At 68.3% G+C, this 13,821-nt stretch carries 14 protein-coding genes; 6 read left to right on the forward strand and 8 right to left on the reverse strand.

Annotated elements, in window-relative coordinates:
* The first annotated feature begins 3 nt into the window (after positions 1 to 3).
* Positions 4 to 780, forward strand: coding sequence for an NYN domain-containing protein (locus tag ASF65_RS12550; protein ID WP_055889708.1), 777 nt, complete (start codon positions 4 to 6; stop codon positions 778 to 780).
* Here ASF65_RS12550 and ASF65_RS12555 read toward each other — a convergent pair.
* Positions 777 to 1,781: an asparaginase gene (locus ASF65_RS12555; RefSeq protein WP_055889711.1), complete on the reverse strand. Its 1,005-nt coding sequence runs from the start codon at positions 1,779 to 1,781 to the stop codon at positions 777 to 779. The genes ASF65_RS12550 and ASF65_RS12555 overlap by 4 nt on opposite strands.
* A gap of 80 nt (positions 1,782 to 1,861) precedes the next feature.
* On the opposite strand from ASF65_RS12555, the gene ASF65_RS12560 reads away from it, so the two are divergent.
* Positions 1,862 to 2,605 (forward strand): DUF3750 domain-containing protein, encoded by a 744-nt coding sequence (locus ASF65_RS12560; protein WP_055889713.1) that lies wholly within the window; start codon positions 1,862 to 1,864, stop codon positions 2,603 to 2,605.
* Positions 2,606 to 2,696: 91 nt separating this feature from the next.
* Positions 2,697 to 3,653 carry a carbohydrate kinase gene (locus ASF65_RS12565; RefSeq protein ID WP_055889715.1) on the forward strand — a complete coding sequence of 319 codons (957 nt, stop codon included), beginning with the start codon at positions 2,697 to 2,699 and terminating at the stop codon, positions 3,651 to 3,653.
* A gap of 229 nt (positions 3,654 to 3,882) precedes the next feature.
* Here ASF65_RS12565 and ASF65_RS12570 read toward each other — a convergent pair whose 3' ends face one another.
* The 3 genes from ASF65_RS12570 to ASF65_RS12580 all read right to left on the reverse strand — a co-directional run bounded on the left by ASF65_RS12570 (position 3,883) and on the right by ASF65_RS12580 (position 7,382).
* Positions 3,883 to 4,665 (reverse strand): outer membrane beta-barrel protein, encoded by a 783-nt coding sequence (locus ASF65_RS12570; RefSeq protein ID WP_055889718.1) that lies wholly within the window; start codon positions 4,663 to 4,665, stop codon positions 3,883 to 3,885.
* A gap of 610 nt (positions 4,666 to 5,275) precedes the next feature.
* Positions 5,276 to 6,187 carry a class I fructose-bisphosphate aldolase gene (locus ASF65_RS12575; protein WP_055889720.1) on the reverse strand — a complete coding sequence of 304 codons (912 nt, stop codon included), beginning with the start codon at positions 6,185 to 6,187 and terminating at the stop codon, positions 5,276 to 5,278.
* Between the two features lie 286 nt (positions 6,188 to 6,473).
* Entirely contained in the window at positions 6,474 to 7,382 is a 909-nt protein-coding gene (locus ASF65_RS12580) for a hypothetical protein (protein WP_055889721.1), read from the reverse strand.
* A 247-nt stretch (positions 7,383 to 7,629) separates the two neighbouring features.
* On the opposite strand from ASF65_RS12580, the gene ASF65_RS12585 reads away from it, so the two are divergent.
* The 3 genes from ASF65_RS12585 to ASF65_RS12595 all read left to right on the forward strand — a co-directional run bounded on the left by ASF65_RS12585 (position 7,630) and on the right by ASF65_RS12595 (position 11,143).
* On the forward strand, positions 7,630 to 9,516 hold the full coding sequence (locus tag ASF65_RS12585; RefSeq protein WP_156369300.1) for an FUSC family protein: 1,887 nt from the start codon (positions 7,630 to 7,632) through the stop codon (positions 9,514 to 9,516).
* Positions 9,517 to 9,744: 228 nt separating this feature from the next.
* Positions 9,745 to 10,533, forward strand: coding sequence for a tetratricopeptide repeat protein (locus ASF65_RS12590; RefSeq protein ID WP_244486688.1), 789 nt, complete (start codon positions 9,745 to 9,747; stop codon positions 10,531 to 10,533).
* A 109-nt stretch (positions 10,534 to 10,642) separates the two neighbouring features.
* Complete coding sequence (locus ASF65_RS12595; protein WP_055889728.1) at positions 10,643 to 11,143, forward strand: DUF992 domain-containing protein; 501 nt, start codon at positions 10,643 to 10,645, stop codon at positions 11,141 to 11,143.
* 64 nt (positions 11,144 to 11,207) lie between these two features.
* Here ASF65_RS12595 and ASF65_RS12600 read toward each other — a convergent pair whose 3' ends face one another.
* The 4 genes from ASF65_RS12600 to ASF65_RS12615 all read right to left on the reverse strand — a co-directional run bounded on the left by ASF65_RS12600 (position 11,208) and on the right by ASF65_RS12615 (position 13,664).
* Complete coding sequence (locus tag ASF65_RS12600) at positions 11,208 to 11,477, reverse strand: aa3-type cytochrome c oxidase subunit IV (protein WP_055889731.1); 270 nt, start codon at positions 11,475 to 11,477, stop codon at positions 11,208 to 11,210.
* Positions 11,478 to 11,618: 141 nt separating this feature from the next.
* A complete protein-coding gene (locus ASF65_RS12605) occupies positions 11,619 to 12,182 on the reverse strand; it encodes a type 1 glutamine amidotransferase domain-containing protein (RefSeq protein ID WP_055889734.1) in 564 nt (187 codons plus the stop codon).
* Positions 12,183 to 12,303: 121 nt separating this feature from the next.
* Positions 12,304 to 12,801, reverse strand: coding sequence for a RecX family transcriptional regulator (locus ASF65_RS12610; protein ID WP_244486648.1), 498 nt, complete (start codon positions 12,799 to 12,801; stop codon positions 12,304 to 12,306).
* 146 nt (positions 12,802 to 12,947) lie between these two features.
* Positions 12,948 to 13,664, reverse strand: coding sequence for a hypothetical protein (locus tag ASF65_RS12615; protein WP_055889738.1), 717 nt, complete (start codon positions 13,662 to 13,664; stop codon positions 12,948 to 12,950).
* Positions 13,665 to 13,821: the final 157 nt, after the last annotated feature.

The following is a 13,821-nucleotide window of genomic DNA, read 5'->3' on the forward strand; positions in this document are numbered from 1 at the left end:
CCCATGCGTGAGGACCGTCCGGCCCGGCTCGCCGTCCTGATCGACGCGGACAACGCCTCGGCGCAGATCGCCGACGGCCTGTTCGAGGAGATCGCAACCATCGGCGAGGCGAGCGTGCGCCGCATCTACGGCGACTTCTCCTCCTCGCGCTCGCGCGGCTGGACCGAGGTCCTGTCGAAGCACGCGATCATTCCGCACCAGCAGTTCGCCTACGTGACGGGCAAGAACGCCTCCGACATCGCGCTCGTCATCGACGCGATGGATCTCCTGCATTCCGGGCGCTTCGACGGGTTCTGCCTCGTCTCGTCGGACAGCGACTTCACGCGGCTGGCCGCGCGCATCCGCGAGCACGGCATCGACGTCTACGGGTTCGGCGAGCAGAAGACGCCGGAAAGCTTCCGCCAGGCCTGCCGGCGCTTCGTCTACACCGAGAACCTGCGCGCCGACGCGGCGGCGGCCGCGCCCGCGATCGAGCGGGCGGCCAGCGTCGAGCCGATGCTGCGGCAGGTGATGGACCAGATCGAGACCGACGACGGCTGGGTGGCGCTCGGCCAGTTCGGGCAGCGGCTCCTCAACCGCTTCTCCGACTTCGACCCGCGCACCTACGGCCACAAGAAGCTGAGCGATCTCGTGCGCGAATCCGGCCTCTTCGATCTCGAAAAGACACCGGGCGGTATGCTGCGCCTGCGCCTGCGCCCGACCTCTCCGGCGACGGCAAGCGCTCCCTCCGCACCCGCGCCGAAGCGCCGTTCGCGGCACCAGCCCGCGACGCCGGTCTAGGCGTCGACGGCCCGGACCTCGCCGACCTTGGTTCCCTGCCAGTTGCGCAAGGTCGTGTGCGACAGCGCGGCGTAGCGCTCGGCCAGCGCGCCGTCTTGGGTGCGGAACACCCGCGCCAGCACGGCCGCGACGGCCGCTTCCGACGCGCGCGTCGCCCCGTCGTCGACCTTCAACGCGAAGCCGAGCCCCAACTCCGGCACGGCGCCGCAGAACACGCCCTCGGCACCCGTCTTGGCAAAGACCCGGCCGGGCGCGGCTTCCATCAGCGCCACGCAGGCGCGCCGCGTGCCGGCCATGAACCACGGCTCCGCCATGCAGGCCGCCATCAGCCGCTGCCCCGCCGCCGCGCGGGCCCCGTCGACACCATGCCCGGCCGTGAGACGGGCGAAGCCCCTGGCGAACCCGCGGAGCGGCGCGGCATAGGTCGGGATCGCGCAGCCGTCGATGCCGGCCGGCTGGTCTTCGCCGGGGCGCGTCTCGGTGAGATCAGCCAGCACCTCGCGCACACGGCGCTGGACCGCGTGGTCGGCGCCCACATAGCCCGCGGGGTCCTCGCGCTCGTGGATGGCGGTGCAGAGGAAGCCCGCGTGCTTGCCAGAGCAGTTGTTGTGGAGCTGCCCGGGCTCCCCGCCGGCGCGGGCGAGCGCCAGCGCCACCGGCTGGTCGAACGGCCAATGGCAGCCGCATTCGAGATGGTGCTCGGAGAGGCCCGCCTTGGCGAGGACCGAGGCCGCACGCGCCACATGGCCCGGTTCGCCGGAATGCGAGGCGCAGGCGAGCGACAGGTCGCCCGTGTCGAGCCCGAGCGCATCGGCCGCGCCCGTCTCGATCAGCGGAATGGCCTGGAAGACCTTGATCGCCGATCGCGGAAAGACGGGCTGGTCGATGTCGCCGAAGGCGAGGACGGGCGTGCCCGAGGCGTCGCATACGACCCCCCGCACCCTGTGCCGGCTTTCCACGGCATTGCCGCGCGTCGTCTCGATCACGATATCCGTCGTCATGGCTGCAAGGCTCCTCGCCACGTCCTCATCCGTGGGTGGGAGCCCTACCACGCCCCCTCCCTGCCGTCACAGGAACCTCGATGGCCTTGCTGCGCGCCGCCTTCCTCGGCCTCGTTCTCGTCTTTCTCCTGCCGGCGGCGCTATCGCTGCTCGTCTGGAAGCTCGGCGAGCATCCCGCCTCGTGGCGTGAGGCCAACTGGACGTCGGCCGCCGTGCTGCCCGCGGCGGGCGCCGGCGAGACGGCGGCCGTCTACATCATGGCGGCGCGAACGGGCGGGCTGAAAGGCGCCTTGTCCGAACACTCCTGGATCGTCCTGAAGCCTCAGGGGGCTGCGCGCTACGAGCGGTTCGACAAGGTCGGATGGGGATCGCCGATCCGCCGCAACGGCTATCCGGCCGACGGGCGCTGGTATTCCAACGTGCCGCGCATCGTGGCGCAATTGGAGGGCGCGGCCGCCGAGCGCGCCATCCCGAAGATCCGCGCCGCCATCGACGCCTATCCCTTCGCCGCGAGCGGCGGCTACCGCATCTTTCCGGGCCCCAACTCCAACAGCTTCGTGGCGCACGTCATGCGCTCGGTGCCCGACCTCGGCGCCGTCCTGCCGCCCGCGGCCGTCGGGCGCGACTATCCGGTCGACGGACGCCTCGTATCCCTGGATGCGGGGGCACATGAATTGCGGGCTTCGCTCTTCGGCTATGCCGGGTTCGCGATCGGCACGAGGAGCGGCTTCGAACTCCAGTTCCTCGGCCTCGTGGCCGGGATCGATCCGTTCCGCGGGCTCCTGAAGGTGCCGGGCTTCGGCAGCCTGTCGATCACCGGCTGAGGAGCAGGGGCAGCGCATTCCCTGCCCTCCCGTTTTTTGCTAGCCGAGGATGGAAGGGCGGAAGCGATCGCCCCGTTTGGGAGAGACGGCCATGTTCCTGAGTTGCGGCGATAACCTGTTCGACCTCTTCGCCGACAGCGAGGCGGCCGACGTCTCCCACATCGCGCTGAACGGGCGCATCGGCGGCTCGGCGCTGAACGTCGCGCTGGGCCTCGCTCGTCTCGGCCACCGCTCGGCTTTCTTCTCGAAGGTCTCCAGCGATCTCTTCGGACAGCGGATCAAGGCGTTCATGGACCGCGAAGCCATCGACCGGCGTCTTCTGATCGACACGGACCGCAACACGACGCTCGCGATGGTCTCGCTGTCGCAGGGCGGCACGCCGCGTTACGATTTCTACATCGAGGGCACCGCCGACCGTTCGATCGATCCAGGCGAGATCCCGACGTCGCTGCCCGATGATCTCGTGGCGATCCATCTGGCCGGCTCCTACTCGACGGTCGCCGAACCGACCGCGAGCGCTCTGGCCAAGCTCGCCGCGCAGGAACACGGGCGCCGGTTCATCTCCTACGATCCGAATATCCGCGCCTCGGTGGTGCCCGACCTCGACGTCTGGCGCTCGCGCATCGGCGCGACGATCCCCTTCGCCACGATGGTGAAGGCGAGCGAGGAGGATCTGGAGCAGGTCTATCCCGGCCGCAAACCGGAGGATGTCCTCGCCGGCTGGCTGGAGGCCGGTGCGTCGCTTGCGATCGTCACGCTCGGCGACAAGGGCGCGATGGCGATGACGCGGGGAGGTGTCCGTTGCACGGCGCCCGGCCTGTCCGTCACCGTCGCTGACACGGTGGGGGCCGGCGACACGTTCCAGGCGACGCTGCTGGCCCGGCTCTTCGAGAGCGGAAGGCTTTCTGCAGAGGGTGTCGCCAACCTCTCGCAGGACGACCTCTCCGAACTCCTCACCTTCTCGGTGCGCGCGGCCGCCCTCACCTGCTCGCGGCGCGGCGCCGACTTGCCGCGCCGGGCCGATCTCGGCCTGCCGCCGCTGGCCTGATCCTCACCTTTTCGACGCAAGCCAAGGCGATGGTTCCGGACCGTCGCCTTTTTTCATGGCCGCATCCAAGTCCGCCCGATCTCAAAGATCGCGTAGGCCGGATGTGGCCGCCGGAGTTTATCTGCAGCTACGGCAGTCGAGGTCAAAGAAAAACCCGCCGTCCGCGAGGACGACGGGTTTTCCGTTCAGACCGACCGAGGAGCATTTCCGCTCCCCGGATGTCCGCTTCTTAGTTGAAGCGGAACGAAGCCTTGGCCCACACGGTGTGGAAGTCGAGGTCGTCGTTCGAGGTCGCCGTGAACGGAGCCTGGACGCCAGCAGCGTTGACGTAGGTGACCGTCGTGTCGGTCGTGCCAAGGTCGGTGTAGAGGTACTCGAGGCCGAGCGAGAGGTTCGGCGTGACGAGGTAGTCGACGCCGGCGCCGACGGCGTAGCCGACGTCATCCGAGTTCGAGTCGACCGTCGGCGTGAAGCCGGCGAGGTTGCCCGTCAGCGTGCCCGGAGCGAAGAACTTCGTCTCGGTGTCGGCGTAGGCGAGACCGCCCGTGGCGTAGACGGCGAAGCGGTCAGCCGCGATACCGGCCTTCGCGCGGACGGTGCCGACGAAGTTGATGTCCGACGAGATGCCGAACACGTCGGTGCCGAGCGTGTAGGTCGAGTCAGCCGTCGCGTCGATGTAGTTGATGTCGGCGACCGCACCGATGATGAAGTTGTTGATCTGGTAATCGTAGCCGACGTGCACGCCGCCGATGAACGCAGCCTCGTCGCTGTCGTTCGAGCCGCCCGAGAAGGCCGTCGTCTGGACGACGCCGGTGTTCGGGTTGTAGCGGACCTCGTCGGCCTCGGTGTTGAAAGCCACGCCAGCCTGGCCACCGACGTAGAAGCCGGTCCAGGAATAGGCCGGGGCCACTTCGACGACGGCCGGAGCAGCGGGCTCCTCATAGACGACGTCGGCAGCGAGAGCCGGGGTGACGAAGGCGGTCGAGACCAGGAGAAGGGCGAAACGCTTCATGGTGATACTCCAGTGTCGCCGTGGCGACGTTGTTTGCAACGGACTTTTGATCCGGAAGGCGGGACCCGGTTTTTTCCGGGCTTGAGCCGATTTAGGGTCCGTACCCCTGCCGAGGCAATGGCACCGGGGGCGTTCCCGACCGCCATGTGGCAGGTGGGCAACAGAGCCCGACCGGTGCCGATGACGTTCGCCGCGAGGAATAGGTCGGCAACGTTAAGGCAAGCTTAATCGCCCCCCTCGGAGGCGCCTCAGAAAGCGCAATGAAAACAACGCTTTGCAACGGTGTTGCCGCACTGCATCACGGCCCGTCTCAATCGGCGTCGACAAGTGATCCGGTCGAAAAATCCGGCTTGGAAAACCCGGCACGTCGAAGCGTCCGTCAGGGCACCCGAGCGAGCCTTGTCGTCGCCATTCCGAAGCCGCAAAGCCGCCACAAGTCCTGACGTTTCCTTGCCTTTCCGGCGAATCGCGCGGATGCCGCGAATCGCCGGCGTCGACTCAACCTTTGGTCGAATCGACGCTAGGCCACTTGCAGGTGCCGGTCTTTGACGACATCGTGCCGCCCCTCCCGGACGCGCCCCGGCGAACGGGGCGGTCCGGACAGGCCGATTCAGGCGTAGAGATCCATGACCTCGCCGAGCAGCTTCAGCGCGTCTTCCTTCGACCGCTGGAACGAGTTGCGGCCGATGATCGACCCGTTGCCGCCGCCCTCGCGGATGGCCCGCACCTCGTCGAGAAGCTCGCTCGTGTTCTTGGCCGCGCCGCCGGAGAAGACCACGATGCGCTTGCCGGCGAAGGACGCCTGCATGATGTGGCGCACGCGGTCCGCGCCCGTCGAGCGGGCGATGTCGTTCTTCTCGTAGGTGCTCTTGGCGTCGGCAAGATCGACGTGATCCGTCGGCAGCTTGACCTTGATGATCGTGGCGCCGAGGAGTGCGGCCATGTGGGCGGCGTAGGCGATGATGTCGAGGCCGGTCTCGCCCTCCTTGGTGACCTTGCCGCCGCGCGGATAGGACCAGACCACCGTCATGAGGCCGCGCGATTTCGCCTGCAGCGTGATCTCGCGCAGTTCCTCCATCATGTCGTACGAGTCGTCGGCGCCCGGATAGATCGTGAAGCCGACGCCGACGCAGCCGAGGCGCAACGCGTCCTCGACGGTTCCGGTCAGCGCCTGGTCCTGCTTGTTGACGAGCGAGTTGCCGCTGTTGAGCTTGAGGATCAGCGGCACCTCGCCGGCGAACGTGTCCGCGCCCTGCTCGAGAAGGCCGAGCGGCGCAGCGTAGCCCGACACACCCGACTCGATCGCGAGATTGTAGAGGTAGTGCGGATCGTAGGCGATCGGGTTCGGGGCGAAGCTGCGCGCCGGACCGTGCTCGAAACCCTGGTCGACCGGTAGGATCACCAGCCGTCCGGTGCCAGCGAGGCGTCCGTGCATCAGGAGGCGCGACAAGTTGGTCTTCAGCCCCGGCGTCTCGCCTTCGTACCACGAGAGGATCTTGCGGACGGTATCGGTTCTCAGCATCGGCTTGCCTGCCCTTTATCGGATCACGAACCACCGACGAGGCCGGTGTCGATGCTCTTCTGCGGATCACGAACGCCGACGTAAAGTGGCCGAGCAAGTCGTCGGCACATTAAAATCGGTTCAAATGAGATCACGCGCCGCGAACGATCCGAAGTTGCTTAACGGCGGGATCCAACAGGACGCGGCATTTCTTGCAGGTGCGAAACGATTTAAGTCCTCAATGGTCGATCAACGAAAAAAGGGAGGGGCAAGCCCCTCCCTCCTTCTATCGGGAATGCGTCCCGGATCAGTCGCGGTAGTAGCCGACCGTGCGCTTGGCGCGGCCCACGATGCCGCCGACCGCACCGGCGATCAGGCCAAGGAGCAGGCCGACGAAGGCACCGAACGCGGCGCCCGAAGCGGCCTTGGCAGCCTCGCCGGCGGCCTGGCGCGCCTGGGCGACGGCCTGGTCGTACTGCTGCTGGAACTGGTTCAGGCGCTGCTCGGCCTCGGCCTGGCTGATGCCGGCCTGCTGCGAAATGACCTGCACGGCGGCGCTGCGCTGCTGCGGCGTCGCGTCCTGGCCGAGACCCTTGAAGATCTCCGCGGCAGCGGCCGTCAGATCCTGCTGGCCGGTCGCCTGGCGAGCCTGGTCGGCGGCCTGCTGGGCCTGGTCCTGCGCCTGGCCGGCGGCCTGCTGGGCCTGGTTCTCGCCGCGCTGCAGAAGCTGGCGAGCCTGCTGCTGGAGCTCCGGCGGGAGCGAGTCGATCGAGTTCGGGATCACCGACGAGACGGCCGAGCCGAGCGAGGAGACGGTCGAGCCGAGCGCGCCGAAGGCACTGGTCACGAGCGCCGAAGCGCCGCTGGTCAGGAGGTAGACGGCGACGAGGGTCGCGGTCGCCCAGGTGGTGACGCCGTGCAGCGCCGCGTCGCGCTTGGAGGCGCTGCCGGCGAAGCGGGCCGCGGCGAACGCGCCGAGGAAGGTGGCGATGAGAACGGTCAGTACCGCCCAGATGCCGCTGGCCGAACCGAAGGTCGTGAGAGCCGGGGTATCACCGCTCTGCGGATCGATGGTCGCCAGGCCGATGCCCAGCCCCAGAAGGGCCAGCATCACCTGAAACACCAGCGCGAGGATCGTGCCGGCGACGATGGCGCCCCACGAGATGCGCTTCAGGGGCGCCGCTGCATATGCACTGCGATCGACGACATCGACCATGTTGATTACTCCACCTATGACTCGACCGCTTCGATTGCGGCGGTGTGATGTCCCTTCCGGCTCAAGACCGGTGGTCAGAACCTAAAATGGAGCGGCGGATTGGTTTTCCAGTGAGGATGGCGTGATTCACGTCTCGCGCGATCGATTATCCTCAACGCCCCGCGCCGCCGGGCTCGCGCTCGGCGATCTCGCCGGTCGATTGATGGCGTCCGACCCAGGTTTCGTCCGGCTCCGTCTGGCCTCCCGCGTGACGCTGACAGGACTTCTGGTTCTGGGTGCCTTGATGCTGATTTATGCCCTCGGCGTCGCTCTTCCACCCGCCGCCTTTTCCGCCGGCCTTCTTTTCGCCATCCAGGGCGTCGTCGCGATCCGCGAGACGTCGGCGTCGGGTCGCCTGCACACGCGCCTTCTCGCCGGCGCCGCGGGTTTTGCCATGCTGGCGCTGTGCGCGCTGCTTCAGCCGCACCCGCGCGTCGTCGACGGCCTGTTCCTGGTCGCCGCCTTCACCGCCGTCTTCATGCGCCGCTGGGGCCAGCGCTGGACCGCCGTCGGTATGTTCGCCTTCATGGCGAGCTTCGGGGGCGCCTACTTCCGCCCGTCGCCGACCGACCTGCCGGGCATCCTCCTGGCGATCCTCGTCACCGGCGCGGCGGCGCATCTGGTGCGCGAGATCCTAGTCCCGGATCGCCCGCTCGCCGACCTCCGGCGGGCGCTCGCCGGGGTCGACCATCGCGTCGGCCGCGTCGCGGCCCTCGTCGGCGAAGCCGCCCGCCTCGGCTGGACGGCGCGGCGGGAGCGGCGGGTGCGCGCCGCCCATCGCGGCGTTCGCGACGCCTTGGGCGTCGTGGAGACCCTTCTGCCGGACGAGCCGCAGCGCGGCACGTCCCTGCCCGGCGCCGCGCCCCTGGCGATCGAACTCTTCGACCTCAATCTCGCGCTGGAGAGCGTTCTGGGGCAAGCGCTGGAGCCGGCCGGCAACAGTGACAAAGCCCGGCAGCATCTCTCAATCAGTCTTCGCCGGCTGGCGGGGCTTCGCCGCCGGCTTCGCAAGGCATCGGCTGCCCTCACCGAAGCGGATCTCACGTCCGCTGCGGCTTCACCGGCGGCCTCGACCCCCACGACGGCCGCGTCGATCTGGCAGGACGAGCCGACGCGGCTTGCGATCCAAGTGACGCTCGCCTGTGCCCTCGCCATGGCGGGCGGCATGTGGCTCTCGGTCGATCGCTGGTTCTGGGCGGTGCTGACGGCGTTTCTCGTCTTCACCAACGTCCAGTCGCGCGGCGACACGGCGCTGCGGGGCTTGAACCGCGCGGGCGGAACCGCGGTGGGGATCGCCGCGGGCATGGTGCTGGCCACTCTGATGCACGGGCAGTTCGGCCCAAGCCTGGCCCTATGCGTCCTCTTTACCTTCCTCGCGTTCTTCTTCCTGCAGGTCTCCTACGGGACGATGACCTTCTTCCTGACCGTGACACTGTCGCTGGTCTACGGCCTTCTCGGCAATTTCTCGCCGGAACTCCTGGTCCTCAGACTGGAGGAGACCCTGATCGGCACGGCGTCGGGCATCCTCGTCTCGTTCCTGATTTTCCCGCAGCGCACGAGCGACGCGGCCGGGCGCGCCGTCACCGCCTTTCTCACCGATCTCGACCGGCTGCTGCAGGCGATCGAGGAGCGGCTCGACGGCCACGGTTCGGAATGGCGGATCTACGCCGTCTCGCGCGCGCTCGACCGCCGGCACGCCGCCATCCTCGTCGCCAGCCGGCCGCTCGGTCGGACTTGGCCATCGGGCGCGCGCCAGCGTTCGGTGCGCATCGGGCGCCTGCGCTTTGCGGTGATCGCCCACTGGGCCCACCGCCTCGCCGCCGCCTCGATCGGGCCGGTCGCGAATGCGGAGGGCCTTCGCCGCGAGCTCCTGCGCTGCAGGGCGGCCGTCGCCGAAGTCTCGGTGCCGGCCTTCTTCGAGCGGAACGCCTCGCTGCCGCGCTCCGTCCCCGATCAAGGCGACAACGCCGCCGCGCGTGACGAGCTCGACCCGATCCTTGCCGCGCGCGCCATCGCCCATACGCTGGCGCAGCTTCTCACGAGCGAGCCGCCCGACGCTGGCGCCAAGCTGGCCGAAAGCACGGGAAGCGCCTGAAAGCGCTTCACAAACCGCCCGTCGCCGTGGCATTGCCGCATCACCGGAAGACTTATCCTGCCGCGCCGGCCCGTTTGGCTGGCGTCGTCGTCGTTCCGCCCTCTTTTTGACGGCTGCGTCGTGGGCATCCGCCCTGCCGAACCGACATTTGTGAAGGACCTTCGCCGCGTGACCTCGCTCCACCTCGACCAGCGTCGCAGCCGCCTCCTCCCGCTTCTCGGCGGAGCCGTGCTGCTGGCGCTCGCCGGCTGCCAGAGCGGCCCGACGCTGCAGGCCATCAGCCTCGATCAGGCGCAGGGCTCCGCCGAGAACCTGTCGTCGCTGACGGCCGCCGTGAACGCCAATCCGCGCAATCCGGAAGCTTACAACGTGCGCGGCATCGCCTACGGGCGCTCGGGCGACAACAAGCGCGCGATCGAGGACTTCACCACCGCGATCCAGCTCGATCCGAATTTCTATCAGGCCTACGCCAATCGGGCGCTGGTGCTGCGGCAGACGAACCAGAACGCGGAAGCCGTCGCCGACTACAACCAGGCGCTCAAGATCAACCCAAACTACGATTCCGCCTATATCGGCCGGGGCAACATCTACCGGCAGGCCGGCCGCAACCGCGAGGCGCTCGGCGACTTCCAGCGCGCCATCGACCTGAACACCACGGACCCGCGCGCCTATCACAACCGCGGCCTTCTCTATCAGCTCGACGGACAGCACCGGCAGGCGATCGAGGATTTCGCGACGGCGATCTCGATGGACGCCAACGCGCCCGAGCCCTATTCCGGCCGCGCCGTGTCGTATCTCGCGCTCAACAATGTCGAAGACGCCGCGGACGACATCAACCGCGCGATCCAGCTCGACGGCAAGCGTGCCGAGTTCTGGGCGACGCAGGGCCTCGTCCTCGAGGCGCGCGGCGACAAGGCCAAGGCCTACCGCTCGTTCGCCCATGCCGCGTCGCTCGACCCGAATTACCAGCCAGCCAAGGACGGCGTGGCGCGCACGCGGGGCTCGGCCGGCGCCTGAGGTTTCAGCGCGTCACGTTTCGTGAAGCGGTCGGGCGGGAGCGCCGCGAAACCAACGGCTTGGCAAAAGGTTAACGGCCCGAACAGAGTTTCGAGCCGAGTGACATGCCATGAAGAAGACCATCCTTGCCGCCCTTGCCCTCGCGTCCGCCGCTGCCCTTCCGTCCGCCGCAGAGGCGGGCGTCAAGGTCGGAACCCTCGTGTGCAAGAGCAACGGCACCTTGAACCAGATCGTCTCGTCCAGCGAGACGGTCCTGTGCAACTACACCCCCTTCGGCCGCACGCGCGCCACCGAGACCTATGTCGGGACGCTCGACACCTACGGCGTCGACCTCGGTATCACCGGGCGCACGCTGATGATGTGGTCGGTGCTCGCGGCGAGCTTCGAGCGCGGACAGCCGGAGTCGCTGGCCGGCCGCTACTATGGTACCAGCATCGACGCCTCGTTCGCGGTCGGCGTCGGGGCTAAGTCGCTGATCGGCGGCCCCGACCGCGGCTTCACGCTGCAGCCGACCAGCCTGCAGATCCAGGAGGGCGTCAACGCGACCGTCGGTGTCGCACGGCTGACGCTCGACGAGGCGCAGCCGGTGGCCGTCATCTACAAGCCCTGACGGTTTCCCCAACGAAAAAGGCCCGCACCGTGTGCGGGCCTTTTTCGTTTCAGTCGGGTGCTGGTCAGTGATGCGTCTTCAGGTCGGGCCGGTCGTGCTTGACCTCGGTCGAGCCGCCCAGGAGGAAGCTGGCAAGGAAGAAGAAGACCCCGCCCGCGAGCACGCTCATGATGACGCCGGCATTCATGATGAGGCCGACCAGCATGGCGAGCAGGATCGCGACGATCGCGATCGAGCCGTACTTCACCAGCCCGAGGAACCCCATGTAGGTCCGATCATGCTCGGCGTAGTCCATCGTGGTGCCCTTCCACTCGTAGCCATGATCCTCGGCCATACGCTCTTTCCTCTCCGCCACGGCGTTTTCCTGGCTGTTATACGGGAAGCCGGCGGGCTGACAATCGCCGCCGCGCAACGCCGGATACGAAAACGGGGCGCATCGGCGCCCCGTCTCGCGTTTTCTTGGTCGACCGGCCGCTCAGGCGGCCTGGCGCTTCTCGTGACGGCCTTCCTCGACCTCCTCGATGATCTTGGCGATGAAAGCCGGAAGATCGTTCGGGTTGCGCGAGGTGATGAGCGCCTGATCGGTCACGACCTCTTCGTCGTGCCAGCGGCCGCCGGCATTCACGACGTCGGTCTTGATCGACTTGAACGAGGTGACGTCGCGATCCTTGACGATGCCGGCCTCGATCAGCAGCCACGGCGCGTGGCAGATGGCGGCGAGCGTCTTCTTGGAGTTGTAGAAGTCGCGCACGAACGAGACGACACTCTCCTCGGCGCGCAGCTTGTCCGGGTTGATCTGGCCGCCCGGCAGCACGAGCGCGTCGTAGTCGTTGACGGAAACCTGGCTGAGAACCTTGTCGACCGGCACGCTCTGGCCCCAGTCGGTCTCGTCCCAGCCCTTGATCTCGCCGTCCTTCAGCGAGACGACGTGGACAGTGGCGCCGGCTGCGCGGAGCTTCTCCAGCGGTTGCATGAGTTCGGACTGCTCGAAGCCGTCGGTGGCGAGAATGGCGATCTTGGCGTCGCGAATGCTGGGCATGAAGGAATGACCTCTTCCGAATGCGGACAGGCCTTCGTCGAAGCCTCGAGGCTCCGAAAAGTGCTGTCCGCCCTGTTGGTGTTCGGTCCACCAACGGGCGACGGAGGCCGGGGTTCCTGGTTCAGTCGTGGCTATCGGCTTCGCCGTCGATGGCCGCCGCCGCATGGGAATAGGAAAAGCCGGCACGCATCAGCGCGGCGACGTCCCGGTCGCGCCGCTCGGCGCGCTCGCGCAGCCGGTGGGGACCGAGGCGGCGACGCTGGGCCAGCCGCCGGGCCGCGTCCGCCTCGTCGGTCTCGTCGCCCGCCATGACGCTCGCGACCGTCTCGCGGTCGACGCCCTTGATCGCGAGCTTGGCCGCACTCTGGCGAAGCGACGTGCCGCGTCGGCGCAGGGAGGCGAGCTTCGCCTCCGCATAGCTCCGGTCGTCGAGGAGCTTCAGTTCCACGAACTTTGTCACGGTCTCGTCGACCAGCGCCTCGAACGCCGACGGTTCTTCGCCGCACGCCTGGGCGCGACGCATCACCTTGCGCTGGAGGACGCGCCGAAGGTTGGCCTCCGTCGAGGCGTAGCGCTCCAGATAATGGCTGGCCGCGCGGAACAGCCATTCCCGGGTCACCGGCCGGGTCGGCCTCGCTGCTTTCGTCGCTGGTTCGCTCATGCCGAACGATGTAGCTCCGGCCGCCCGCCTCGTCACCGGGCCGGACGCGAAACGGCCCCGGACGACGATCGCCGAGGCCGTCTCGAAGAGGAATGCGCGTGGGATCAGGCTGCCGCGGCGGCGACTTCGAACGAGCCGCGCTCGCGGATCACGGTCGTCGCGTCGACGTCGTGGCCGAGGATGCCGATCTCGTAGGCGATGGTCGCGGCTTCCGCGCGGGCGCGCTCGATACCCGGCGCGACGTCCTCGCCGAGCGTGAAGAGCGTGCCGCCATGCAGGAACGGCGCCTCGTAGGCCGCGCGCTGGACGAGGCCGACCTCGAGGCGGGCCGTCGGCGAGCGCTCGATCATACCCTCGATGGTGCGCGCGACGCGGCTCGGAATGGTGGTGACGGCGCTGGCCACGAAGGCCCAGTCTCGCCCGCGCCGACCCTTGTCAGCCTCCGTGGCGAGCAGACGGTCGGTGGCGAGCGCCGCGTAGGCCGAAAGCGGCGAGAAGCGGACGGGGATCAGCGCACGATCCGACAGGCGGGCGCCGGCACGGATCATCTCGGCGTTGTCGCCCGCGTCGATCAGGGCGAGGTCGCCGCGGCGGCGGGCGGCGCGCACGATGCGCTCCAGCGTGATCTCGTCGTCGGCCACCTCGACGGTGCAGAGCGATGGGCGGCCGAACTTGGCGGCCCAGTCCACGAGGTCCTTGTCGCGGCCCGCATCCACCAGCACGACCGGAATGTCGGCGGCGGCGGCGACGCCTGCGAGCGTCAGGGCAACGGTGGTGGAACCGGAGGTCTTGAGCGAGCCGATCGACAGGACGGGCGTCATGGAAATTCCTTCTGGAAGCAACGGGCCCGGCCCCGGACGGAGCCCGACCCACGCACCCGGACTGGCGGGCGTTAGGCGATAACCATTGTTAAACGCCTCCGTGCTTGACCGGGCCTTGCGGTCGCGCGATCGGATGGAGGCGCGATTCGAACGAACG

It is taken from the genome of Aureimonas sp. Leaf324 (assembly GCF_001423245.1).
Classification (GTDB): Bacteria; Pseudomonadota; Alphaproteobacteria; order Rhizobiales; family Rhizobiaceae; genus Aureimonas.

What these genes read in the sequence shown, in the direction of transcription:
- ASF65_RS12550 (WP_055889708.1), top strand. Translation starts at nt 4, where the DNA reads ATGCGTGAGGACCGTCCGGCCCGGCTCGCCGTCCTGATCGACGCGGAC.
- ASF65_RS12565 (WP_055889715.1), top strand. Translation starts at nt 2,697, where the DNA reads ATGTTCCTGAGTTGCGGCGATAACCTGTTCGACCTCTTCGCCGACAGC.
- ASF65_RS12605 (WP_055889734.1), bottom strand. Translation starts at nt 12,182, where the DNA reads ATGCCCAGCATTCGCGACGCCAAGATCGCCATTCTCGCCACCGACGGC.
- ASF65_RS12600 (WP_055889731.1), bottom strand. Translation starts at nt 11,477, where the DNA reads ATGGCCGAGGATCATGGCTACGAGTGGAAGGGCACCACGATGGACTAC.
- ASF65_RS12560 (WP_055889713.1), top strand. Translation starts at nt 1,862, where the DNA reads ATGGCCTTGCTGCGCGCCGCCTTCCTCGGCCTCGTTCTCGTCTTTCTC.
- ASF65_RS12595 (WP_055889728.1), top strand. Translation starts at nt 10,643, where the DNA reads ATGAAGAAGACCATCCTTGCCGCCCTTGCCCTCGCGTCCGCCGCTGCC.
- ASF65_RS12615 (WP_055889738.1), bottom strand. Translation starts at nt 13,664, where the DNA reads ATGACGCCCGTCCTGTCGATCGGCTCGCTCAAGACCTCCGGTTCCACC.
- ASF65_RS12575 (WP_055889720.1), bottom strand. Translation starts at nt 6,187, where the DNA reads ATGCTGAGAACCGATACCGTCCGCAAGATCCTCTCGTGGTACGAAGGC.
- ASF65_RS12580 (WP_055889721.1), bottom strand. Translation starts at nt 7,382, where the DNA reads ATGGTCGATGTCGTCGATCGCAGTGCATATGCAGCGGCGCCCCTGAAG.
- ASF65_RS12555 (WP_055889711.1), bottom strand. Translation starts at nt 1,781, where the DNA reads ATGACGACGGATATCGTGATCGAGACGACGCGCGGCAATGCCGTGGAA.
- ASF65_RS12570 (WP_055889718.1), bottom strand. Translation starts at nt 4,665, where the DNA reads ATGAAGCGTTTCGCCCTTCTCCTGGTCTCGACCGCCTTCGTCACCCCG.